Consider the following 21,809-nt stretch of genomic DNA (forward strand, 5'->3'; position numbering starts at 1 on the left):
CCTTTCGACCATCGTGGAGAATGGGGCGGCAAAGCCAACCCTACTACTCACACACCCCACCATGCTGGCGCATGGTCCCCCCCTCTCAAGAGGGGAACTTTTCACGTAGATCCCCTCTTTGAGAGGGGGGGACCGCTCGCTAGAGCGGTGGGGTGTGTCGTCGTGCAGATTCGGCGAGCGTTTATGCGGGTTGCAGAGCGACCAAATCGGGGGGTTGTCTTCCAGCGGTGGAAGTTAACGCCCTGTTCCCTCAGACCAACCGGCTCACGCGGCGGCGTTCGGCGGTCACGATGCTGAGGAGTTGGTGGAAATCCTCCTCCCGCGAACCGCTGCGGATGCAGTAATCGTATTCGGGCCATTGGCGCATTTCGATCTCCGCGTTGCGAAGGCGGCGGTCGATCGAGGCGTCGTCGTCCGCTCCCCGGGTAAGCATCCGTTCCCGCAACACCTCCAAACTGGGAGGAAGGATAAAGATCGAAACCAGGCGTCCTTGGAAAAAACGATCCGATTCCGCCACCGCCCGCATCGAGGCCGCGCCTTGGACGTCGATGTTGAGCACCACGCTGATGTTGCGCTCCAATTTGCCGAGCACTTCCCGTTTCAACGTTCCGTAACGGGCCCCGTGTACTCCGGCGTGCTCCAGGAACTCTCCGTTGGCGACCGCTTTCTCGAATCCCGATTCGTCGAAAAAGTAATAATCCTCCCCATGCGTCTCTCCCGGGCGTGGCGCGCGGGTGGTGCAGGTGACCGCCCGCTGGATCGAAACATCGCTGACAACCAACGTTTCACACAGAGTCGTTTTCCCGCAACCGGCCGGGCCGGATACGATCAGGAGAAGCGCGGTTTCCTCTTTGGGAACGGGATACGACATCTGAATCTCAACTCGGATACTTGAACGCGACCACGCTCAACAAGATTCCGTAAGCCACCAAGCAGCCGCCCAGGATTTGGGGGCGCCGGTCGGTGGCGAAAAGCCAGTTAAAGAAATCGCGCAGACGGAATGGCGAAACTCCGAGGTAAAGGGCGATGACGATCGCCACATAAACCAAACTAACCAGGAAAAGCCGACTCGCCGGTTCCTGCAAATAGGCGGGAGTCAACAAGGTCCAGGCGACGAGCAGAATCAGCACCGCCAAACCGCGGACCGCGAGGAAATCTTTGACGTATACAAACGAGAGAACCGCAATCGCCGCGAATCCGAGGAAGAGGTAATGTCGGAAGTCCCCGAAATCGGCCTCGCCCAACTGTAGGACATGATAAAGGAACCATATGGTAGCGATTCCCATCGTCAGATAGGTCGCCCGTTCCGACCGGGGAAAAGCTTGGGCGATCGCCGCCGTCGCTTTCGGTTTTCCCAGCAGCAATCCGCCCGTGACGATCAGGACCAGGCCGGTGAGAAATGTGGCGAAAAACAAGGACATCGAGTGAGAAAAAGAGGATGAGTATCGGCGATCCGGGACGAATTGCAAAAGGAAAGCGGCGGGCTCATCGCGCGCCCGTCGCCACCGCCATCTCCGGAGTTTCGACTCCCTCCAGGACGATCGAGCCGTAGAGGGAACTTGAGGTGACGCGTTCGATCCGGACCGGAACCATCTCGCCGACCAGCCGCTCCGAAGCTTCGAACAACACCACCCGGTTGCCCCGGTTGCGGCCGGTGAAAAGCCGGCCTTTTTTGCTCGGCCCTTCGATCAAGACCTCCTGGTTGGTTCCGAGCAATGACTGGTTTCGTCTCTTCGAACTTTCGGTCAACATCCTGAGCAGCACTTGGTTGCGGGCTTCCTTCACTTCGTCGGGAATCTGGTCCGGCATCGATTCCGCCGGGGTGCCGCTGCGGATGCTGTATTTGAAAATGTAGGCCATGTCGTATTCGACCCGCGCGAACATCTCCCGCGTTTGCTCGAAATCTTCCTCGGTCTCTCCGGGGAAACCGACGATGACATCGGTCGAAAAATACATCCCGGGAGCCGCGTCCCGCAGCATGTCGACGATTTCGAGGTATTTTTCGCGGGAGTACGGACGGTTCATCGCCTTCAAGATCCGGTTGGATCCGGACTGGAGCGGCAGATGGACGTATTCGCACAATTTCGGCAAATCGCGGTAAGCCTGGGCGAGATCCTTGTTGAAACCGCGCGGATGGGGTGAGGTGAAGCGGATCCGGGAAATGCCGTCGATCTCGTGCAACCGCTCCAGCAATTGGACGAAGGCGCTTTTGCCGTGAGCCACCGGAATCATGCCGCGCCCGTAACTGGTGACGATTTGTCCGAGCAAAGTGACCTCGCGGGTGCCGTTCGCCGCCAACTCCTCGACCTCGCGCGCGATTTCCTCGATCGGCCGCGACCGTTCCGCCCCACGGGTTTTCGGCACGATGCAGAAGGCGCAACTCATGTTGCAACCCTGCATGATCGACACGAAAGCCGAAACCTGCCGTCCGTTTTCGAGGTGGTGGTCCTTGATGGTGTTCTGGGAATCCGGCTCCTCGTCGAGATCGACGATGGTGGAAGGAACCGGGGTCTCTTCCGCCCGGTCCCGTCGCAGGCGGTCGAGGTAATCCGGCACATGGTGGAACCGCTGGGTGCCGACCACCAAATCGAGATCGGGCAGACGGTCGATCAATTCCGCTCCCCGGTTTTGGGCCATGCAGCCCATGATTCCGAGAATGAAACGCGGATTTCTCTTCTTTCGCGCCGCCAGGTGGCCGCCCTTGCTGATCGCCTTTTGTTCCGCCAGATCCCGGACGCTGCACGTGTTCAGCAGGACGATGTCGGCCGTTTTCTCATCCTCCACGATCCGATAACCCCGGTCGCGCAACATCGCCGCGACTGCTTCGGAGTCGCGCACATTCATCTGGCAACCGTAGGTTTTGATGTATACGCGGTTCATGGACAAGAGGAACAAAAAGAAGCACTCTTATGAAACGCCGTGACCAGGTCAAACGGTTATCCGCTTTTATCGAGGAACCGTAGGCTTGGAAAGGAGAACGGACATTCCTGTCCGTTTCCCAGCAGGTCAAGAGATGCCGTCGGCTCTGAAACGGGCTGGAAAACCCGTTCTCCTTTGCTTTTACAACCGCGCGACTTGCTCGCGGGAGGTTTTCAAAAAATCCTGGTAGGCGGCGGCGATGCCGTCGCGGAGCGGGATGCGGGCGGTCCAGCCGAGGTCCTTGGCTTTTGAAACGTCGAGCAACTTGCGCGGAGTTCCGTCGGGCTTCGTCGTGTCGAAGGTCAGTTGACCGGAGAATCCGACGACTTCTTTCACCAACTCCGCCAGTTCGCGGATGGTGACGTCGGTGCCGGTGCCGAGATTCACCCAATCGGGCGGGCTGTCGGTTTGGACCAAATGGAAACAGGCGTCGGCGAGATCGTCGACATGGAGGAACTCGCGGCGGGGGGTGCCGGTTCCCCAGACCACCACTTCCGAGGCGCCGGCTTCCTTTGCTTCATGGAAGCGGCGGATCAGGCCGGGCAACACGTGGGAATTCTCCGGGTGGTAGTTGTCGCCGGGACCGTAGAGATTGGTCGGCATGGCGGAGTGGAAGAGGACGCCGTATTGGCGACGGTAATACTGGCAGAGCTTCAAACCGGCGATCTTGGCGATGGCGTAGGCCTCGTTGGTCGGCTCCAAGGGACTGGTGAGGAGGCAATCCTCCGGCATCGGCTGGGGAGCGAACTTCGGGTAGATGCAGGAACTGCCGAGGAACAACAGCCGGCCGACCCCGTGTCGCCAGGCGGCGTGGATGGTGTTGGCGGCAATCTGGAGGTTGTCGTGGATGAATTCCGCCGGGTAGGTATTGTTGGCGTGGATACCACCGACTTTGGCGGCCGCCACGATGATCAAATCGGGCTTCTCGTCGCGGATGAAACGGTCGACGTCGGCTTGGGAAATAAGGTCGAGCTCCTGCCGGGTCCGAAGAAGCAGCCGTTCGCAACCGGCCGCCCGGAAATGACGGACCAGGGCCGACCCGACCATGCCGCGGTGGCCGGAGATGAAGATCTTCTGCTCCTTCACGGTTGGGAAGGGATTTTCGATGACATGTATTCCTTCAAGCCGGCTTCCTGTTCGGCCAGCGCCAAGTCGGACTCGACCATCAGGCGGACCAGTTCCTTGAAGCGAACCTTCGGTTCCCAGTTGAGCTGTTTCTTGGCTTTGGCCGGGTTGCCGATCAAAAGATCAACCTCCGCCGGGCGTTCGTAGCGTTTGTCGTATTTGACGTATTTCTCCCAGTCGAGGTCGAGGATCGCAAAGGTTTCCTGAATGAACTCCCGGACGCTGTGGGTCTCGTTGGTAGCGATCACGTAGTCGTCGGGTTGGTCCTGTTGGAGCATCAGCCACATCATTTCGACGTATTCCTTGGCGTAACCCCAGTCGCGCTTGGCGTCGATGTTGCCGAGGTAAAGGTGTTCCTGGAGACCGAGTTTGATGCGGGTCGCGGCGCGGGTGATCTTGCGGGTGACGAAGGTTTCGCCCCGGCGCGGCGATTCGTGGTTGAAGAGGATGCCGCTGCTGGCGTGGAGATCGTAGGACTCGCGGTAATTGACGGTGAGCCAGTGGGCGTAAACTTTCGCGCAGGCGTAGGGCGAACGCGGCCATAACGGCGTGGTTTCGACTTGGGGAACCTCCTGCACCTTGCCGAACATTTCGGAAGAGGAGGCTTGATAATAGCGGACCTTTCCAACCAAACCGGCCTCCCGGATCGCTTCGAGGATCCGAAGGGCGCCCAGACCGTCGACGTCGCCGGTGTATTCGGGCACGTCGAACGAGACCCGGACATGGCTTTGCGCGCCGAGATTGTAAACTTCGTCCGGCTGGAGCGCGTAAAGAAGCTTCACCATCTGGACCGAATCTGCCAAGTCGCCGTAATGCAGGAAGAGCCGCACCCCATTGACGTGCGGATCGCGGTAAAGGTGGTCGATGCGACTGGTGTTGAAGGTCGAAGCCCGGCGGATCACGCCATGCACTTCGTAGCCCTTTTCCAAGAGCAATTCCGCCAGATAGGATCCATCCTGACCGGTGATGCCGGTGATCAATGCTTTTTTCATACTACTTCAATCTCCCTCCGTCCGGTCGATCCGCAAACCGATCGACGAATCCATGCAAGGGCCGGGCCGATCAGATGTGCCGGGAATCTTCGTGGTCTTTGGCGATGTAGCCGGCTTCCTGGCGGCTGTGGTTCACTTTGTTCTTTTTCTCGTAGGCGTCGAAAACGTCCTGGGCGCTCATGCCGAGGGCTTGGGCGAGCGAGACGAGGAAATGGAACAGATCGATGACCTCCACCCGGGCGTTTTGCTTGTCGAATTCCTGGTATTTGGCCCACCATTTCCACGGCACGGAGTCGACCAGTTCAGCCAACTCCTGTTGCATGGCTCGGGTGTAATTAAGGACCCATTGGATTTGCTCCTCCTCGGTCCGGTCTTTCAGGGTAACGCCGATGCGGGCGTTCAAAGCTTCCTGTAGGTCAAAGATGCGTTCAAGTTTGTCCATTAGGGAAAAGTTTCCTAGGCCTCGCCCCGGTCCATAGCAAGCTTCAAAACGGGACCGGATCGTGACGCGGACATTCCTGTCCGTTCCCGTTCCGGCAGCGCCGCCGCCCTTCCTTTACAGCTAGGTCCCGTCCGAAAAGGTTTTCAGCGACCGGATCGGCCCGGAAACACACCCCACCGCTCTAGCGAGCGGTCCCCCCCTCTCAAGAGGGGATCTTTTTGTAAGCAATTCCCCTCTTGAGAGGGGGGGACCATGCGCGAGCATGGTGGGGTGTGTCACCGCTGTTTCAGCCAGCGAACGTCCGAAACCTTTTTCGGATACCCTCTAGCTTATCTCTTCTCCCACAACGGCTGGGATCCGCTCATTTCTAAGGAGATACCAATTTAATGATTGTATTTCCTGGTTCGATGATTTGAATATCGAGGATTAACCGGTAGGTTGATTTTTCCGCGGTGCCATCAAGAGCACATACGGCCGCCAAGGCTCGGTGTTCCCGGTCGCGATCGAAAACGCGAACCGGTGAAAACCGCAGAAAAGCAGTCGATGTATAGGGCAACCTCCGATCGCTTCGGATGAGTATTACCCGAAGCCCTTGCCAGAAAGGGGGATCCGCAAACGCCGCCACCATGGCCGACTCGGGTTCTGGAAAGCCTCACGGCTTCGTCCCCCTCCCCTATACATTACCCAACATCGGGTCCTATGGGACCACAGTCATCAAACACTAATGGAAGATACGAATAGAAACAGAGAGCAAGATTCCGCGAAAAACGAAGGCGGTGCCGCATCCGAGGCCGCAGCCGATTCGTCCGCGAATTCTCAGAACCGGTCTGCGCAACGCAGACGTCCCCCCCGCAACAACCCTCCCCTCCCCCACGAAGCAGGCGCCTCCGCGTCCGCCGACCGCCCGTCGGAGACCACCGGATCATTCGCCGAGAAGCCGACCGCCCCAGCGCCGTCGGCCCGTGGCGAAACCGGAGGGGGATCGAACGCTTCCTCCACCGGCGACCGTCCGAGCCGGGCCCGTCGCAGCCGGGCCCGCCGTCCTGCGGGCGAGCGGCCGTCGGCCGGTGCCGCGCCGGAGACTACCGGCGGCGGAGAGGCTTCGGCCGCTCCGTCGGAGGAAACCCGCCAACCGCGCGCCGAACGCGAAGAATCCTCCCGGGAGGATCGTCGGGAAGACCGTCCCCGCAGGGAACGCGGCGAACGCCGTCCCCGCGGAGAGCGTGGCGAACATGGCGAGCGCGGAGAGCGTGGCGAGCGCGAGGGGCGTGAAGCCTCCGGCGAATCGGGAGACGAAGAAGGTTCCCGTCCACGTCGGCGTCGGCGCCGCGGAGGTCGCGGCGGTCAACGCGGGGGCGAAGGGGGACAACCCGACGCAGAAGATACCGGCGGGGATCGTCAGGACGGCCAGGAGGGCGAACGCCGTCCCCGGGGCGAGCGTCGTCCCCGCGGTGAACGTCAACAAGGCGGCGAACGCGGCGAACAAGGCGGCGGCGAGCGCGGACAGCGCGGCGGTCGCGGGGGTCGCGGCGGCCGTGGGGGTCAACGAGGGCCCCGCGGCGAGCGCGGCGGTCAGCGTGGTCAAAGTGGCCAAGGCGGCCAAGGCGGCCAAGGCGGCAACCAGCGCGGTGGACGCGGTGGCGACCGTCGTCAGCGGGACGACCGTCAGCGCGGCCCCCGGAGCGAACAGCCGGAGCGGATTCATCACGAGCCGCAAGCCGAGACCCCGGTCAAGAAGGTTGTCGGCTGGGTGAAATCCCTTTTTGGGGGCGACAAGGAGAAATCCGCCACCCGCAATGAACCGGCCCGCCAACCGTATTCCGGGTCCGAACCTTACGAGGGACGGCCGGAAAAGGGGCAAAGCGCTCGGGGCCAGCGCAATAGCGGAAACCGTTCGGGATCGCGCCGGGAAAATATTCCCGCTTCGGGCGACGAATGGCGTCCGGGTGATTGACACCCTTCCTTGGATTGTCTCTCCTGACGGCAACTTATGGACGTTGTTCGCATCAGGGGAGGCAATCCCCTTCAAGGAATCGTCGGAATCAGCGGCGCGAAAAACGCCGCTCTTCCGATATTTGCCGCGACTCTTTTAACCGAAGAGCCGTGTATCATCGAGAATGTCCCGGATTTGAGCGACATTCGATTCATGGGCGAGCTGCTTGCCCATTTGGGTGCTCACGTGGAGCGCCTCGACCCGCACACCTGGCGCATCCAAGCCGGTGAAATCTCCCACACCGCCCCCTACGAATTGATGCGCAAAATGCGCGCTTCGGTCTGTTTGATGGGACCATTGGTCGGCCGGTTGAAACGCTCAGTCACCTCGCTCCCCGGCGGATGCGTGATCGGTCCCCGCCCGATCGATCTCCACTTGAAGGGCTTCGCCAAACTCGGCTGCCGGATCGATATCGAAGGCGGCTATGTGAAGATGGATGGTTCCGGCATGAAGGGAGCCGACGTCTTCCTCGGAGGACGCCACGGCAGCACCGTGTTGGGAACCGACAACATCTTGATGGCCGCCGTCCTGACCCCCGGTGTTACCCGGATCGACAGCGCCGCATGCGAGCCGGAAGTGGTCGATCTGTGCAACATGCTGGTGGCGATGGGGGCCAAAATCAGCGGGATCGGAAGCCACGCCCTTGAGATCGAAGGAGTCGAGCGCTTGGGTGGATGCAACTACCGGATCATTCCGGACCGGATCGAAGCCGGGACGTTTGTGATCGGCGCGGCCCTGACGAAAGGGAAGATCGCCTTGGAAGGCGCCCGGTTCGACCATTTGACCGCCCTGTTCGACAAGTTGGAAGAAGCCGGGTTGGGCATCACGCGCAATGGATCGGACACAATCCATGTCGACGCCACCGGACTCCGGCTATCGCCGGTCGATGTGATCACCCTCCCCCACCCCGGCTTCCCGACCGATTTGCAGGCGCAGATGTGCACCCTGATGGCCTTGACGCCCGGGTTGAGCATCGTGACGGAAAAGGTTTATCCCCACCGCTTCATGCATGTGCCGGAACTCCAGCGAATGGGAGCCGACATCGCCATGGAAGGCGCCAGTGCGATCATCAAAGGGGTTCCCCGTTTGTCGGGCGCGCCGGTGATGGCCTCGGATCTCCGGGCCAGCGCGGCGTTATTCCTCGCCGGAGTGGCCGCCAAAGGGGAAACCTGGGTGCAACGGATTTACCACATCGACCGCGGATACGAGCGGATTGACGAGAAACTCCGCGCCCTCGGGGTCGACATCACCCGCATGCCCGACAGCGAAATGCCCGCCCACTTCCTCGACGAAGCGGCGATGGCCACGATTTGATCGGCGGACCGATGACGGAGACACCGGCGGTCGCATTCACCATCCGTGGGTTTACGGTCGGCCGGGTCAAGGACTTGTCGGGATTCGCCCGTTTTCACCAGGAGCCGGAAGATTATTCAGCGGCGGCGTTGCGTTTCGTGGAGACGGCGGGCGGTCAGGAAGTGGCCGCCCGGGCGGAAGCGATTTTCGGGGCGATCCGGAAGGAGTATCGGTTCAAACGGAAGGAAGTGACGGTCGTCTGCGAAGACGGCGGGGCCTCGATCAGGACGCCCCGTTTTCAGGTGGCGCTCAACATCGAGCAGGATCCGGAGACGGTGGCGAATTACCGGATGGTCACGGAAGTGGCGGTGAATGCTCGAGGCGATGAGGCGTTGACGGATCCGCGATTCGCCGCGGTTTTTTCCCCGTATTGCGATACGGTGGTGTTGCGTTTCCCGGGACGGCTCGATTTGGAGGAGCGGATCGACCACATTGAAGAGAACGGGGAATTGGCCGATTACCTCGATTATGATTCGGCCTGCACGTGGTTTACCCTGAAGTTACCAACCTTGGTGGTGAACGTTACCGCGACCGAAATGGTCTGCCGCCTTCCCGGCGAGCGACGACTCGCGGACCTGATCGAACAGACCCAAGCGGTGCTGGCCAAACTGGGAACGACGATGGGGAAAGCGCCCCCGCACCCGGCCGGAAGTTCCGGGACGAGCGGCGCGCTTCAGCCGCCGTCGTAATCGTTCGAAGTTTTCTGAGGTCCGCCGTGTCGATGTCTGGTTTGGCCGTAGTCGGGTTGGCTTCGCCGCCCGACAGCAGCGGCCGGGACCGTCGCCTGAAGTATTACGTCGCGCGTCGCGGGTCGCGGGTGAGGTGAATGTTTCCCGGTGTTTCCGAACGCCACAAAATGGGGCGGCAAAGCCAACCCCACTACTCTTCGATGCCGGATTCAGGAGCGGCGCGCTTCGGTCGCCGTTGTGCGTTCGGAGTTCTCGGATGTCCGGCATGTTCGACGTCAGTCTGGCCGTAGTCGGGTTGGCTTTGCCGCCCGACAGCAGCGGCCGGGGACCGTCGCTTGAAGTTTGACGTCGCGCGTCGCGGGTGAGGTGAATGTTTCCCGGTGTTTCCGAACGCCACAAAATGGGGCGGCAAAGGCCAACCCCACTACTCAGAGCGGCGCGCTTCAGCCGCCGTTGTGCCGCTCGGAGTTTTTGGAGGTGAGCCGTGTCGATGTCTGGTCTGGCCGTAGTCGGGTTGGCTTCGCCGCCCGACAGCAGCGGCCGGGACCGTCGCCTGAAGTTTGACGTCGCGCGTCGCGGGTCGCGGGTGAGGTGAATGTTTCCCGGTGTTTCCGAACGCCACAAAATGGGGCGGCAAAGCCAACCCCACTACTCTTCGATGCCGGATTCAGGAGCGGCGCACTTCGGCCGCCGTTGTGCCGCTCGGAGTTTTTGGAGGTGAGCCGTGTCGATGTCTGGTCTGGCCGTAGTCGGGTTGGCTTTGCCGCCCGACAGCAGCGGCCGGGACCGTCGCCTGGTGTTTGACGTCGCGCGTCGCGGGTCGCGGGTGAGGTGAATGTTTCCCGGTGTTTCCGAACGCCACAAAATGGGGCGGCAAAGCCAACCCCACTACTCAGAGCGGCGCGCTTCAGCCGCCGTTGTGCCGCTCGGAGCCGTTTGGTCCTTGGACGTTCCCCGTTTCCGACGGTCTTCGGCTAAAGCACGAGGCTCCGGACCGATGTCGGGTCGCTCCGCTTACCGCTTCTTCCGTTTGACCAGAAGCTGGGCGGTGGCGAAACGGACCACTTTTTCCAGGCGCTCCAATTCGGCGGGATCGAGGGTCTCCTCGCCGGCGAGAGCGTCCTGGGCACGTTTCATCGCGGCCTCCACGGCGGATTCGTCGATCTGCTCTTCGCTGATTGCCGATTCCGCCAGGACCGAGACCTTGTCACCCGAGATCTGGGCGAAGCCGCGGCCGACGGCGAGATACTCGGTCTTGCCGTCGCGTTGGAGGCGCACTTCGCCCGGGGCCACTTGGGTGAGCAAAGGAAGGTGCCCCGGCAGGATGCCGATCTCGCCGGCGGTGGTCGGGATGACCACGTTGTCGGCGGTATCGCTGTAGGCCCGGTTTTCCGGTGTGACAATTTCCAGGACGAGTGGCATGGCGGTTAGGCGGTCGCGGTCTGCTTCTCGGAAGCGGCGATCGCTTCGTCGATGCCGCCCTTCATGTAGAAGTCGTTTTCGGCGACATGGTCGAGCTCGCCGTCGAGGATCATCTTGAAACCGCGGAGGGTGTCCTTGACGGAGACGATCTTGCCCGGGAAGCCGGTGAAGACCTCGGCCACGTTGAACGGCTGGGAGAGGAACTTCTGGATTTTGCGGGCGCGATAGACGAGCTGCTTGTCTTCCGGCGAAAGTTCGTCGAGACCGAGAATCGCGATGATGTCCTGGAGGTCCTTGTAACGTTGGAGGACGTTCTGGACTCCGCGGGCGATGTTGTAGTGCTCTTCGCCGACGATCGCCGGATCGAGCGCCTTCGAGAAGGAGGCGAGCGGATCGACGGCCGGGTAAATCCCGAGCTCGGCGATGGAACGCTCCAACACGATGGTGGAGTCGAGGTGGGCGAAGGTGTTGGCCGGGGCCGGATCGGTCAAGTCGTCGGCCGGCACGTAAACCGCCTGGAACGAGGTGATCGAACCCTTTTTGGTCGAAGTGATCCGTTCCTGCAGGTTGCCCATTTCGGCGGCGAGGGTCGGCTGGTAACCGACGGCCGAAGGCGAGCGGCCGAGGAGCGCGGAGACCTCGGAGCCGGCTTGGGAGAAGCGGAAGATGTTGTCGACGAAGAGGAGCACGTCCTGGTTCTTTTCGTCGCGGAAGTATTCCGCCATCGAAAGGCCGGTGAGAGCGACGCGCATCCGGGCGCCGGGAGGCTCGTTCATCTGGCCGTAGCAAAGGGCCACCTTCGACTTGGAGAGGTCGTTTTGGTCGATGACCCCGGCGTCGGACATTTCGTGGTAAAGGTCGTTCCCCTCGCGGCTGCGCTCCCCTACCCCGGCGAAAACCGAGAAACCGCCGTGGGTTTTGGCGATGTTGTTGATGAGCTCCATGATGACGACGGTCTTGCCGACACCGGCTCCCCCGAAGGCGCCGACTTTACCGCCCTTGATGAAGGGGCAGATGAGGTCGATAACCTTGATGCCGGTTTCGAGAATGGTCGCCTTGGTGTCCTGGTCGACCAATGGCGGCGGCATGCGGTGGATCGAGTATTTCTTCTCGTGCTTGACGGGACCGCGCTCGTCGACGGCGTCGCCGGTGACGTTGAAAATGCGCCCGAGCACGCCTTCGCCGACCGGGACGGAGATCGGGTTGCCGGTGTCGGTTACTTCGTAACCGCGGACGAGACCTTCGGTGGAGGTCATGGCGATGGTGCGGACGAGGCCGCCACCGAGGTGTTGTTGCACCTCCAGGGTGATGAGGTTCTTTTGTCCTCCCACCTCGAAATCAATCGTCAGCGCCTGGTAGACATCCGGGGTCTGGTTTTCCGGGAATTGGACGTCGACCACGGGGCCGATGATTTGAACGATTTTTCCTTTGTTGCTCATTGTCTTTAAAACAGTTGGTTCGGTCTGGCGGATGGGATCAGGCGTTGGCGGCGGCGGAGGCGGAGATTTCCAGGATTTCCTGAGTGATCGCCGCCTGGCGGGCCTTGTTGTATTCGAGAGTCAGGTCTTCCAGCAGGTTCGAAGCGTTGTCGGAAGCGGTTTTCATCGCCACCATCCGGGCGCTGTGCTCGGAAGCCTTGGCGTCGAGGATGAAGTGGTAAATCTGTTGGTTGATGTAAAGCGGAAGCAATTCCGACAACACTTCGGCCGGAGTCGGTTCGAAGAGCATATCGCGCGGATCGTGGGCGACGGGGCTTTTCTCCCCTTTCGCCTGCTCGTTGCGCAGGTCTTCGATGACCTTTTGCAGGTTCTTCAACGGCAGGAGCGGATGAAGAGTCGTCTGCTGGACCAAGGTGTTGACGAATTTCGGGTAGAGAATCTCGATGGTGTCGATCGTCCCTTCCAGATATTGCTTGGTCATGAACTCGGAGATCACCTTCGTTTCGGCGAAGGGGACCTTATCGCTAACCCCGAAGTCGGCGACCATGTCGCGCTTGATCCGGCCGAGGAACTGGGCTCCCTTGCGGCCGATCGCGGTGTATTTGACCGGGTCCTTGATCTCGGTGACGATCCGGAACAGGTTGCTATTCAAGGGACCGCAAAGCCCCTTGTCGGTCGTGATCATCAGAATCCCCCGGGTTTTGACCTCCCGCTCGGCGAGGAACGGGTGCTTGCTGACGTCGGCCCGTCCGCTGAGTGTGGCCAGCATTTCGGCCATCAGCGCGGCGTAGGCGTGACCCGCCAGAGCCGACTGTTGGGCGCGCTTCATCTTGGAAGCGGCCACCAGCTCCATGGCTTTGGTGATCTGCTTGGTGTTTTTGACCGACTTGATGCGGCGCCGGATGTCTCTTGTGCTGGGCATGGTTCAGTGCTGCCGGAGGATCTGGTGGATCGGATCAGCCTTTGAAGGCAATCTTCCACTCGTCGAAGGCGGCCTTCAATTCCTGGGTGAGCTCGTCCTTGATTTGCTTCTCCTTGAGGATTTTCCCGAGGAGACTGATCTTCCGGGTGGAAAGAAACTCCCTGAGGTGGGCGTTGGCGGCGACGATCTTCTTGACGTCGATGTCGTCGAAGTAGCCGTTCTGGATACCCCAGAGGACGGAGACCTGTTGCTCGACGGGGATCGGGCTGAAGGCCGGCTGTTTGAAGATTTCCACGATCCGCGCTCCGCGATCGAGCTGGGCTTTGGTGCGGGCGTCGAGGTCGGATCCGAATTGGGCGAAGGCGGCGAGTTCGCGGTATTGGGCGAGCTCGAGCTTGATCTTGCCGGCGACCTGCTTAATCGCCTTGATCTGGGCGGCGGAGCCGACCCGCGAGACTGAGAGACCGACCGAGATGGCGGGACGAATCCCTTGGTTGAACAAGTCGGTTTCGAGATAGATCTGCCCGTCGGTGATCGAAATGACGTTGGTCGGAATGTAGGCCGAGACGTCGCCCGCTTGCGTTTCGATGATCGGGAGAGCGGTCAATGAACCGCCGCCATTCTTTTCGTCGACGCGGGCGGAACGTTCGAGGAGACGGGAGTGCAGGTAGAAAACGTCGCCAGGATACGCTTCACGGCCGGAGGGGCGTTTCAGAATCAGGGAGATCTGACGGTAGGCGACGGCGTGCTTGGAAAGGTCGTCGTAAACGATCAACGCATCCATGCCGTTGTCCATGAACCATTCCCCGATCGCCGCTCCGGCGTAGGGGGCGAGGTATTGGTCGGAGGCGTTGTCGGCCGAGGAGGCGGAAACGATGATGGTGTAGTCGAGGGCTCCGGCCGCTTCCAGGGCGTCGATGGTGCGGGCGACGTTGGCGTTCTTTTGTCCGACCGCGACGTAGATCGAATAGACCGGGCGGAAATCCGCGTCGCCCGACTCCAAGCCGGCCTTGTTGATCTTGGCCTGGTTGATGATGGTGTCGATGGCGATGGTCGTTTTGCCGGTCGAGCGGTCGCCGATGATCAACTCGCGTTGGCCGCGGCCGATCGGAATCATCGAGTCGACCGACATGATCCCGGTCTGGAGCGGTTGGCTGACCGACTTCCGGGCGATGATCCCGGGGGCCACTTTCTCGACCGGATAATAGGTGTCGGTTTCGATCGGGCCCTTGCCGTCGATCGGACGGCCGATGGCGTCGACCACGCGTCCGAGCAGAGCTTTGCCGACCGGCACCTGAAGGAGGCGTCCGGTGGTCTGGGCTTCGTCGCCCTCCTTCAATCCGGTCGGATCGCCGACGATGATGCAGCCGACTTCGTCCTCTTCGAGGTTCAGCGCGATGCCGAAAATGCCGCCGGGGAATTCGATCATCTCGTTGTACATGACGTCCGAAAGGCCGTCGACGCGGGCGACGGCGTCGGCGTAGGAGACGATCTTGCCGGTGTTCTTCTTGACCGTTTTGGTCTCGAGCTGGGCGATCTGCTGTTCGATTTCTTCGATGATAGAGCTCATTGCTGGATTGTTTTAAAAATTAGCGGACGGTGGTTTTGTTGAGTTGCCGGAGGCGGGTGGAGACCGACGAGTCGTAGAGGTCGGAACCGACGCGGATTTTCCATCCGGCGATCAGGCTCTTGTTTTCCTTGAGGACGGCGGTGATCGGACGGCCGTATTGGGCGGAAAGATTGGCTTCGATCGAATTGACCAGATCGGATGGCAAGGCGCCGGCGTATTCGACGATGGCTTGGTTGCGCTCGATCTGTTTCCGGACCAGCCGGAGGTATTCGCGGAGGACCTGCCGATAGTTGCGGGGAGGCCGGTTCTTCAAAGCCTGGAGGACGGCGTTCACCCGTTCGGATGAGACCTCGTCCCCCTTCATGCTCAGTTGGAGAAGCGTCTTTCCGGTTTCCCGGATCTGTTTGTTGACGGCCATCGGTGGAGGTTAGGCGTTGACGAGTTCGCGTCCGGCGGAAGCGCTGTAGCGGCTCCGTTCTTCCTCGGTCAGTTCGCGGGAAAGGACTTGGGCGGAAGTGGCGACCACCAACCGGGCGATCTCCTCGCGGGCTTCGGCCATGATCTTTTTGCGGTCCATTTCGGAAGCCTGTTGGGCCTTGCGGAGCATTTCTTCGCTGCGCTCGGCGGCTTCGCGGGTTTGGCGTTCGACTAGTTCCTTCGCGGTGGCGCGGGCCTCGTCGATCATTTTCTGCGCTTGGAGCGAGGCGTTGCGGAGAGTTTCCTCCTGCTTCTTCTCGGCTTCCGCGAGTTTCAGCTTCATGTCCTCGGCATACTTGAGCCCATCGGCGATCTTCTGCTGGCGCTCGTCAATGGTCGCGATGACCGGTTTGAAGGCCACCTTATAAAGCAGAAAGGCGACGAGGGCGAAGCTGACGATTTGGGCGAAAAGGAATTCCCACTGAACGCCGAATTGTTCGGCGACGTTCGTGATCGGATTGGTGGCGGCCAGAATCAGATATTGTTGGATCATGTGTCGCTGGTGAAAGTTTCAGGGGATGCCGTCGATCGAAACCGAACGGCATCCCCTTTCAGGAATCGTTTGTTCTTAGAGGAAGAGCGCGTAGAACGCGACCGCTTCCGCCAACGCCATCCCGATGATGGATTGAACGAGGATTTTACCGGAGGCACCCGGGTTGCGCCCGACGGCTTCGACGGCCTTGGTGCCGACCATGCCGACCGCGAAGGCCGCTGCGAGACAGCCGACGCCGCCTTGGATGGCGCGCAAGTCGCCGGTGATTTGTGCGAATAGTTCGATCATTTTCTTATCTTTTTGGATTTATCCAGTTGGTTCATCCCGCCGCCCACACTCTTTTTGGCAATGGTCCCGGCGGGAAAATTCTTAATGGTGGCCCTCGCCGTGCTCCGATTCGTGGTTGCAGATCAGCCCGATATAAACCGCGACGAGCAAGGTGAAGACCAGAGCCTGCACCGCGCCGATCAACAGTTCGAGCACATAAAAGGGAATCGGCAGACCCCATGGGAAAAGGTAGAACATCGAGTGGAGGAGGTTCTCTCCCCCGAAGACGTTTCCGAACAAACGGAAGGAAAGCGAAACCGGGCGGAACATGATCGAGACGATTTCGATCAACCCGACCACGAAGAAGACCCCGAAGAGGGGGAGGAAGATCAACAGGGGGACTTCGGCCTTGTCGGCCTTGTTGCCGAAGAGGTCGTAGGCGATCACCTTGATGCCGGCGTAACGGAAAATAAAATAGAGCCAGGCTACGAACGAAATCAACGCGAGGGCCAAAGTGGTATTCAAATCGGCATGACCCGGGCGGATCAGTTCGCGCATGACGTAGAATCCGGATTCCCGTTCTTCGCCCCATCCGACGGTGCCGACACCGGGCATTAGCCCGCTCCAGTTTTGGATGAGGATATAAACGAAGAGCGCGGCGAGCAGCGGCAGGGTCACCCCGACCATCCGCTTCCCGACGATCGGTTCGATCATTCCCCGGACTCCTTCAAGCAGACCTTCGACGACCGCTTGTCCGCGGGACGGAACGGCGGTCGGTTTCTTTACCGCGAGGCGGATGACAATGATCAGGATACCGGCGATGACCCAACTAGTGACCATGCTGTTGGTGATGGGAAATCCCAAGGGGCGCCAGAGAACCTCGGCATAGGGAGCGGCGGCGCTGGCCAACGGAGCCATACCGAAGAATCCCAGGATGAAAACGGGCCAGATGGCGGATAATCTGAAATTGAACATTAGTCCTCTCACGTCTGTTTAGTGGTGAAAGGGAAGTTCTTTGCATTATTGTGGCGGCTTCGTCAACCGCCGAAATCAAGAAAGTGTGCGGGAGGCTTATAGATCCACTGAACGCAAGACTCTGATTATCAGATGGATAGGTATATCTTGACTGGCTTGGTTCGATCGCTCAATTTTCGATTGACTACCCGGGCGAATTCCCGACCCTCCGGATGGATGAAGATCAGCGGCGCAGGCAACATTCGAGCGGGCTCCCCTCCCCTGCCCCTTCGCGGGCGGAGGCAGGCGCTCGATTTGTTTTTCGTGTTCACCTACGCCTTGCTGGCCTTGGCCGGATTGATCCAGTTCGCCATCATTGTTTGGATGGATCTTTTCTGAATCGGTTCGCCGCGAGATCAGGTTCGTTCCAGGATCAGCGACGAAAACGATTCCGCTCGTTGCTGAAAGACAGTCTCGTGTTCGAAGGGCCATTCGCCGGCCGGGACCCGGGTCCAATCGTGGTGACCTGCCACCGTCGACTCCACTTCATCGAAATAGGGGCGGTGGTCCGTCCGGAAGTGGAAACGCGCGCCGGGACGGCAGCGGCGCGCCAATCGGCCGAAGAATTCGTTCCCCAACAACCGGTTTTTGTGATGTCGCTTTTTCGGCCATGGATCGGGGAAAAGGACGAAAACCCGGTCGAACACCGCCCCATCGGGAAGGGATTCGAGAAAGTCGGTCGCCTCGGACAGGATGAATGCGAGGTTCTTCAGCCCGGCGCGGTCGCGCTTCCGGGTCGCCCGAGCCACCCGGTCGCGGATGATATCGAGCCCCAGGCACCACTGATCGGAATGGGCGGCGGCATAGGAGGCAAGGAAATGCCCGTGACCGGAACCGATTTCCAAGGTCGTGAACGGGAGCGCGGGTTTGTCCCGGAAAACCTCGGTCAGGTTCTCCCGGAGTGCGGCCAGACGGGCTTGGATGGCGGCCTGGTGAGCGGCGCGGCGGGCGGATTGGTCGATTGTGGTATCCATGGTTTAACTACACGGAAGCGGGTGCCGCTCCCCTCCCCTTCCCGGCTTGGATTGTGACCATTAGAATGTGAATATCGGCCGGATTGACTCCGCTGATCCGGCTGGCTTGCCCTAAAGTCAGCGGCCGGATTTCCGAAAGTTTCACCGCGCACTCGCGTTTCAGGCCCCTCACCTCATGATAATCGATTCCGGAAGGGATCTGAAGGTCTTCCAGGGAGGCCATTTTCTCGATCTGGTGCAGTTCCCGGGCCAAGTAGCCTTGATAACCGACCCGGTAGAGAACCTCGTCGCGGACGGCGGGCGATTCGGCTTCAAATTCGGCGGGAAGAGGAAGATCCGCTTCGCGACGACGAATCCGGTCGCCCCAACTGCCAGCGGCAGTTCGTTCGTTGTTCAATCTTTTCACCCAGGCCTCGACCGCCTCCTTTTTCCGTTCGATGCGCGTCAGACGGTCGGCGGGAACTAAATCATGCTTCCGGGCGTGGTGGAGTAGCCGGAGTTCGGCGCTGCCATGATTGAACAAAAGCCGGTATTCCGCCCGGCTGGTGAACATTCGATACGGTTCGGAGGTCCCTTTGGTGACCAAATCGTCGATAAGGACCCCGATGTAGGCCTCGTGGCGCTTGATCACGAACGGTTCCTCTCCCCTCACCTTCAACACCGCGTTGACTCCCGCCACCAAGCCTTGCGAGGCCGCCTCTTCGTAGCCGGAAGTTCCGTTGATTTGTCCAGCGAAGAACAGGTTTTCGACCTTTTTGCTCTCCAAGGATGGGAAAAGCTGGGTCGGCGGGGCGAAATCGTATTCGACCGCGTAGGCGGGGCGCAAAATCACCGCTTTCTCTAGTCCGGGGATGCTCTGGGTCATTTTCACCTGAACATCGAACGGAAGACTGGTGGAAAAACCGTTGATGTAATATTCGTTGGTGTTCCTCCCCTCCGGTTCGAGGAAAAGCCGGTGGCGCGGTTTGTCGGCGAAACGGACGAATTTGTCCTCGATGCTCGGGCAATACCGGGGACCGGTCCCCTCGATCTCGCCGGAATACATCGCGGAGAGATGGAGGTTGTCGCGGACCAGTGCGGCGGTCTCCTCGCTCGTGTAGGTGATCCAGCACGGCATTTGGTCGGAGGAATCGGTCCATCCGAGACGTTTTTCCGCGAATTGTTCCACGTGGAACAATTCCTCGTCCCCCCGGGTGTCGTAAAAGGCGAACCGCACCGGTTCCGCGTCCCCGTCCTGGCGTTCCATGCCGGAAAAGTCGATCGTCCGACCCAGGAGACGCGGGGGCGTGCCGGTTTTGAGTCTCTGCAGTTCGATTCCGGCTTCGGTGAAGCTGGCGGAAAGCGTTTTGGCGCTGTAGTCCCCCATCCGTCCCCCTTCGTTCCGGTTCTTTCCGATGTGCATCAGGCCCCGAAGGAAGGTTCCGGTGGTGACCACCACGGTCTTTCCGAAAAATTCGAGATCGAGATTGGTCCGGCAGCCGACCACCGCGCCGTTCCGGAAGATCAGTCCGGTGACCGTCGCCTGAAAGAGGGTGAGGTTCTCCTGCAGTTCCAGGGTGTGCTTCATCCGGAACTGGTAGGCCTTCTTGTCGTTCTGCACCCGGGGAGCCTGGACCGCCGGTCCCTTGGATCGGTTGAGCAATTTGAATTGGATTCCGGTCAGATCGGCGTTCACGGCCATTTCGCCCCCGAGCGCGTCGATTTCCCGGACCATATGGCCTTTGGCCTGTCCCCCGATGGCCGGGTTGCAGCTCATCTGGGCGATGGTGTCGATGTTACCGCTCAGGACGAGGGTGCACGCCCCCATCCGGGCGGCCGCCAAGGCGGCTTCGCAGCCGGCATGGCCCGCTCCGCAAACGATGACGTCATAATGGGTGGAGGGAGTCATAAGTCAAAGAAGGGGAAGGTTAACCACGGATGGGCACGAATAAACACGAATAATAGGCAAAAGGGGGCATGGGGACTGTTTCTTTCACAGAAGGAAGCGAAGGTAAGGAAGGGAGAGTGCATTGTCTGGAGGTTAACCACGAATGGAGACGAATGGACACGAATAAGAGGGAGATGGGGCTTGGGCACTGTTCTTTTCACAGAAGGAAGCGAAGGGAAGGAAGAGAGAGTGCATTGTCTGGAGGTTAACCATGAGCGGGTATTCTTCTGTATTCTTCGCTTCCTTCTGTGAAAATCTGCCTTCTCGCGTCACTTTCCGATACAAAACGTGGCAAAGAGCTTGTCGAGCATCGCTTCGTTGTCCACTTTGCCGGTGATTTGACCGAGGGCGTGGAGCGCGCCGCGAAGATGGCTCGCGACGAGTTCGGCCGGTTCCTCGTCGGCCAAGCGGAGGAGGGCTTCGTCAAGTGCGGCGGCCGCTTCCTGCAGGGCTTCGGCGTGACGGGCGCTGACCGCCACGAAGTCTTCTCCGGAAAGCGGGTTCAATCTGTCGATCATCCCTTCGAGGCGGCTTTCGAGTTGCTCGATCCCGTCCCCCCGGAGCGCGGAGATCCGGACTTCCGGCAAACCTTTCCATGCGGGGAGAAAGGCGTCGGTGCCAACCAGATCGATCTTGTTGTGCACCACCAACGCATTCTCCGCATGCAAACGCTCGATCAATTCGGCGGGAAAGGCGGGGTGGGGGAGGGTGGCGTCGAAAATCAACAGAAAAAGGTCGGCTTGGTCGAGCTGTTCCATCGTCTTCCCGATGCTCATCACTTCCAAGCGGCTCTCCGACGATCGAATTCCAGCTGTATCCAAAATTCGAATACAATGCTTGCCAATGGTCACTCTTTCCTCGACGGCGTCGCGGGTGGTGCCGGGTTCGTCGCTGACCAACACCCGTTCATGGCCGACTAACCGGTTGAGGAGGCTGCTCTTGCCGGCGTTCGGGGCTCCGAGAATGACGGTTTTCACCCCTTCGCGCAGCAGAGCGCCGTAGCGGCTGGTCGCGGCGAGGCGGCGGATGTCGGACAGCAGGGTGCGGATATCGCGCACCGGTCCGGCTTCGTCCTCCGGCGGCAGGTCCTCTTCGGGGAAATCGATGTAGGCTTCCAGGGCGGCGATGACTTGGAGAAGGGAATCGACGATTCGGGTGACCCGTGATCCGAGGGCGCCTTGCAATTGGTGGTGGGCGGCGGCGAGGGCCCGGTCGCTCCGGGCGCGAATCAGATCGCTGACCGCTTCGGCCTGGCTCAGGTCCATGCGCCCGTTCATGAAGGCCAAACGGGTGAATTCTCCCGGTTCGGCGAGGCGGCAACCGCGATGAACGAGGTCTTGCAGGATCTTCTGCACGATCAACGGGTTGCCGTGACACGAAATCTCGACTAAATCGTCTCCGGTGTAGGATCGCGGCTTGGGAAACAAGGTGAAAAGGACGTCGTCGACCAGTTCGCCATCGCGGTCGCGGTAATCGCCTCGATGGGCTTTTCGCGGCTTGATCCGGGAGTTGTCGAAAATGGTCGCGGTCAGTTCAGGCGCGCGCGGACCGCTGATGCGGATCAGCGAGATCGCGGCTTCGCCGTTCGCGGTGGCCGGAGCGGCGATCGTTTCCTGCATGTGATGTCTGGAGGCCATGGACCGAAGTTTATAAAAGCGGGTAACCTAGCACACCGAAGCGCAGGTTCCACTTCATTTTCGGCAAAATGCGAAGCCGGATCCTGGATGATCGGGAAGAGGTGGGGAGTCGGGGAAAAGAAAAACGGCGCGATCCGAGTTGGGTCGCGCCGTT

22 protein-coding genes are annotated in these 21,809 nt (G+C 60.3%); 4 read left to right on the forward strand and 18 right to left on the reverse strand.

The genetic code is table 11. The annotated features are described in order from the left end of the window. Positions 1-250: 250 nt before the first annotated feature. The 7 genes from gmk to ACWUI2_RS05430 all read right to left on the reverse strand — a co-directional run bounded on the left by gmk (position 251) and on the right by ACWUI2_RS05430 (position 7,183). The gene (gene gmk, locus ACWUI2_RS05400) at positions 251-871 is read right to left on the reverse strand and encodes a guanylate kinase (protein ID WP_486981840.1); all 621 of its coding nucleotides are present in this window, start codon (positions 869-871) and stop codon (positions 251-253) included. 7 nt (positions 872-878) lie between these two features. Next, positions 879-1,421: a hypothetical protein gene (locus ACWUI2_RS05405; protein WP_486981841.1), complete on the reverse strand. Its 543-nt coding sequence runs from the start codon at positions 1,419-1,421 to the stop codon at positions 879-881. 64 nt (positions 1,422-1,485) lie between these two features. Next, the gene (gene miaB / locus ACWUI2_RS05410) at positions 1,486-2,880 is read right to left on the reverse strand and encodes a tRNA (N6-isopentenyl adenosine(37)-C2)-methylthiotransferase MiaB (RefSeq protein WP_486981842.1); all 1,395 of its coding nucleotides are present in this window, start codon (positions 2,878-2,880) and stop codon (positions 1,486-1,488) included. A gap of 180 nt (positions 2,881-3,060) precedes the next feature. Then, positions 3,061-4,005, reverse strand: coding sequence for a GDP-L-fucose synthase (gene fcl / locus ACWUI2_RS05415; RefSeq protein ID WP_486981843.1), 945 nt, complete (start codon positions 4,003-4,005; stop codon positions 3,061-3,063). Beyond that, positions 4,002-5,036, reverse strand: a complete 1,035-nt coding sequence (gene gmd, locus ACWUI2_RS05420) for a GDP-mannose 4,6-dehydratase (protein ID WP_486981844.1) — start codon at positions 5,034-5,036, stop codon at positions 4,002-4,004. Before gmd ends, fcl begins: the two co-directional genes overlap by 4 nt. Before the next feature lie 70 nt (positions 5,037-5,106). Further along, positions 5,107-5,478 (reverse strand): dUTPase, encoded by a 372-nt coding sequence (locus ACWUI2_RS05425; RefSeq protein ID WP_486981845.1) that lies wholly within the window; start codon positions 5,476-5,478, stop codon positions 5,107-5,109. Positions 5,479-6,400: 922 nt separating this feature from the next. Beyond that, positions 6,401-7,183 carry a hypothetical protein gene (locus ACWUI2_RS05430; RefSeq protein WP_486981846.1) on the reverse strand — a complete coding sequence of 261 codons (783 nt, stop codon included), beginning with the start codon at positions 7,181-7,183 and terminating at the stop codon, positions 6,401-6,403. Positions 7,184-7,228: 45 nt separating this feature from the next. Between ACWUI2_RS05430 and ACWUI2_RS05435 the strand changes: the two genes are divergently transcribed. The 3 genes from ACWUI2_RS05435 to ACWUI2_RS05445 are packed head-to-tail and all read left to right on the forward strand — an operon-like array spanning position 7,229 to position 9,513. Next, positions 7,229-7,432, forward strand: coding sequence for a hypothetical protein (locus ACWUI2_RS05435; RefSeq protein WP_486981847.1), 204 nt, complete (start codon positions 7,229-7,231; stop codon positions 7,430-7,432). Positions 7,433-7,468: 36 nt separating this feature from the next. Next, entirely contained in the window at positions 7,469-8,785 is a 1,317-nt protein-coding gene (gene murA, locus ACWUI2_RS05440) for a UDP-N-acetylglucosamine 1-carboxyvinyltransferase (RefSeq protein ID WP_486981848.1), read from the forward strand. Positions 8,786-8,796: 11 nt separating this feature from the next. Then, positions 8,797-9,513 (forward strand): hypothetical protein, encoded by a 717-nt coding sequence (locus ACWUI2_RS05445; protein ID WP_486981849.1) that lies wholly within the window; start codon positions 8,797-8,799, stop codon positions 9,511-9,513. A gap of 1,014 nt (positions 9,514-10,527) precedes the next feature. Here ACWUI2_RS05445 and atpC read toward each other — a convergent pair. The 8 genes from atpC to ACWUI2_RS05485 all read right to left on the reverse strand — a co-directional run bounded on the left by atpC (position 10,528) and on the right by ACWUI2_RS05485 (position 17,021). Then, a complete protein-coding gene (gene atpC / locus ACWUI2_RS05450) occupies positions 10,528-10,935 on the reverse strand; it encodes an ATP synthase F1 subunit epsilon (RefSeq protein WP_486981850.1) in 408 nt (135 codons plus the stop codon). Between the two features lie 5 nt (positions 10,936-10,940). Then, the gene (gene atpD / locus ACWUI2_RS05455; RefSeq protein WP_486981851.1) at positions 10,941-12,374 is read right to left on the reverse strand and encodes a F0F1 ATP synthase subunit beta; all 1,434 of its coding nucleotides are present in this window, start codon (positions 12,372-12,374) and stop codon (positions 10,941-10,943) included. 37 nt (positions 12,375-12,411) lie between these two features. Continuing rightward, entirely contained in the window at positions 12,412-13,296 is an 885-nt protein-coding gene (gene atpG / locus ACWUI2_RS05460) for an ATP synthase F1 subunit gamma (RefSeq protein ID WP_486981852.1), read from the reverse strand. A 34-nt stretch (positions 13,297-13,330) separates the two neighbouring features. After that, positions 13,331-14,866 (reverse strand): F0F1 ATP synthase subunit alpha, encoded by a 1,536-nt coding sequence (gene atpA / locus ACWUI2_RS05465; RefSeq protein ID WP_486981853.1) that lies wholly within the window; start codon positions 14,864-14,866, stop codon positions 13,331-13,333. A 19-nt stretch (positions 14,867-14,885) separates the two neighbouring features. After that, complete coding sequence (locus ACWUI2_RS05470; protein ID WP_486981854.1) at positions 14,886-15,284, reverse strand: F0F1 ATP synthase subunit delta; 399 nt, start codon at positions 15,282-15,284, stop codon at positions 14,886-14,888. A 9-nt stretch (positions 15,285-15,293) separates the two neighbouring features. Further along, positions 15,294-15,836 carry a F0F1 ATP synthase subunit B gene (gene atpF, locus ACWUI2_RS05475; protein WP_486981855.1) on the reverse strand — a complete coding sequence of 181 codons (543 nt, stop codon included), beginning with the start codon at positions 15,834-15,836 and terminating at the stop codon, positions 15,294-15,296. Between the two features lie 75 nt (positions 15,837-15,911). Continuing rightward, complete coding sequence (locus tag ACWUI2_RS05480) at positions 15,912-16,124, reverse strand: ATP synthase F0 subunit C (RefSeq protein ID WP_486981856.1); 213 nt, start codon at positions 16,122-16,124, stop codon at positions 15,912-15,914. A gap of 81 nt (positions 16,125-16,205) precedes the next feature. Next, complete coding sequence (locus ACWUI2_RS05485) at positions 16,206-17,021, reverse strand: F0F1 ATP synthase subunit A (RefSeq protein ID WP_486981857.1); 816 nt, start codon at positions 17,019-17,021, stop codon at positions 16,206-16,208. Positions 17,022-17,210: 189 nt separating this feature from the next. On the opposite strand from ACWUI2_RS05485, the gene ACWUI2_RS05490 reads away from it, so the two are divergent. Next, positions 17,211-17,456, forward strand: a complete 246-nt coding sequence (locus tag ACWUI2_RS05490) for a hypothetical protein (RefSeq protein WP_486981858.1) — start codon at positions 17,211-17,213, stop codon at positions 17,454-17,456. A 17-nt stretch (positions 17,457-17,473) separates the two neighbouring features. Here the strand turns inward: ACWUI2_RS05490 and trmB are convergent, their stop codons facing one another. The 3 genes from trmB to mnmE all read right to left on the reverse strand — a co-directional run bounded on the left by trmB (position 17,474) and on the right by mnmE (position 21,655). Next, positions 17,474-18,091 carry a tRNA (guanine(46)-N(7))-methyltransferase TrmB gene (trmB, locus tag ACWUI2_RS05495; protein WP_486981859.1) on the reverse strand — a complete coding sequence of 206 codons (618 nt, stop codon included), beginning with the start codon at positions 18,089-18,091 and terminating at the stop codon, positions 17,474-17,476. Between the two features lie 7 nt (positions 18,092-18,098). Continuing rightward, on the reverse strand, positions 18,099-19,979 hold the full coding sequence (gene mnmG, locus ACWUI2_RS05500) for a tRNA uridine-5-carboxymethylaminomethyl(34) synthesis enzyme MnmG (RefSeq protein WP_486981860.1): 1,881 nt from the start codon (positions 19,977-19,979) through the stop codon (positions 18,099-18,101). Between the two features lie 308 nt (positions 19,980-20,287). Further along, complete coding sequence (gene mnmE / locus ACWUI2_RS05505) at positions 20,288-21,655, reverse strand: tRNA uridine-5-carboxymethylaminomethyl(34) synthesis GTPase MnmE (protein ID WP_486981861.1); 1,368 nt, start codon at positions 21,653-21,655, stop codon at positions 20,288-20,290. Between the last annotated feature and the right edge of the window lie 154 nt (positions 21,656-21,809).

It is taken from the genome of Verruconatronum alginivorum (genome assembly GCF_056590205.1).

What these genes read in the sequence shown, in the direction of transcription:
- gmk (WP_486981840.1), bottom strand. Translation starts at nt 871, where the DNA reads ATGTCGTATCCCGTTCCCAAAGAGGAAACCGCGCTTCTCCTGATCGTA.
- ACWUI2_RS05405 (WP_486981841.1), bottom strand. Translation starts at nt 1,421, where the DNA reads ATGTCCTTGTTTTTCGCCACATTTCTCACCGGCCTGGTCCTGATCGTC.
- miaB (WP_486981842.1), bottom strand. Translation starts at nt 2,880, where the DNA reads ATGAACCGCGTATACATCAAAACCTACGGTTGCCAGATGAATGTGCGC.
- gmd (WP_486981844.1), bottom strand. Translation starts at nt 5,036, where the DNA reads ATGAAAAAAGCATTGATCACCGGCATCACCGGTCAGGATGGATCCTAT.
- ACWUI2_RS05425 (WP_486981845.1), bottom strand. Translation starts at nt 5,478, where the DNA reads ATGGACAAACTTGAACGCATCTTTGACCTACAGGAAGCTTTGAACGCC.
- ACWUI2_RS05430 (WP_486981846.1), bottom strand. Translation starts at nt 7,183, where the DNA reads ATGAATCCGCTCCGGCTGTTCGCTCCGGGGGCCGCGCTGACGGTCGTC.
- murA (WP_486981848.1), top strand. Translation starts at nt 7,469, where the DNA reads ATGGACGTTGTTCGCATCAGGGGAGGCAATCCCCTTCAAGGAATCGTC.
- ACWUI2_RS05445 (WP_486981849.1), top strand. Translation starts at nt 8,797, where the DNA reads ATGACGGAGACACCGGCGGTCGCATTCACCATCCGTGGGTTTACGGTC.
- atpC (WP_486981850.1), bottom strand. Translation starts at nt 10,935, where the DNA reads ATGCCACTCGTCCTGGAAATTGTCACACCGGAAAACCGGGCCTACAGC.
- atpD (WP_486981851.1), bottom strand. Translation starts at nt 12,374, where the DNA reads ATGAGCAACAAAGGAAAAATCGTTCAAATCATCGGCCCCGTGGTCGAC.
- atpG (WP_486981852.1), bottom strand. Translation starts at nt 13,296, where the DNA reads ATGCCCAGCACAAGAGACATCCGGCGCCGCATCAAGTCGGTCAAAAAC.
- atpA (WP_486981853.1), bottom strand. Translation starts at nt 14,866, where the DNA reads ATGAGCTCTATCATCGAAGAAATCGAACAGCAGATCGCCCAGCTCGAG.
- ACWUI2_RS05470 (WP_486981854.1), bottom strand. Translation starts at nt 15,284, where the DNA reads ATGGCCGTCAACAAACAGATCCGGGAAACCGGAAAGACGCTTCTCCAA.
- atpF (WP_486981855.1), bottom strand. Translation starts at nt 15,836, where the DNA reads ATGATCCAACAATATCTGATTCTGGCCGCCACCAATCCGATCACGAAC.
- ACWUI2_RS05480 (WP_486981856.1), bottom strand. Translation starts at nt 16,124, where the DNA reads ATGATCGAACTATTCGCACAAATCACCGGCGACTTGCGCGCCATCCAA.
- ACWUI2_RS05485 (WP_486981857.1), bottom strand. Translation starts at nt 17,021, where the DNA reads ATGGCTCCGTTGGCCAGCGCCGCCGCTCCCTATGCCGAGGTTCTCTGG.
- ACWUI2_RS05490 (WP_486981858.1), top strand. Translation starts at nt 17,211, where the DNA reads ATGGATAGGTATATCTTGACTGGCTTGGTTCGATCGCTCAATTTTCGA.
- trmB (WP_486981859.1), bottom strand. Translation starts at nt 18,091, where the DNA reads ATGGATACCACAATCGACCAATCCGCCCGCCGCGCCGCTCACCAGGCC.
- mnmG (WP_486981860.1), bottom strand. Translation starts at nt 19,979, where the DNA reads ATGACTCCCTCCACCCATTATGACGTCATCGTTTGCGGAGCGGGCCAT.
- mnmE (WP_486981861.1), bottom strand. Translation starts at nt 21,655, where the DNA reads ATGGCCTCCAGACATCACATGCAGGAAACGATCGCCGCTCCGGCCACC.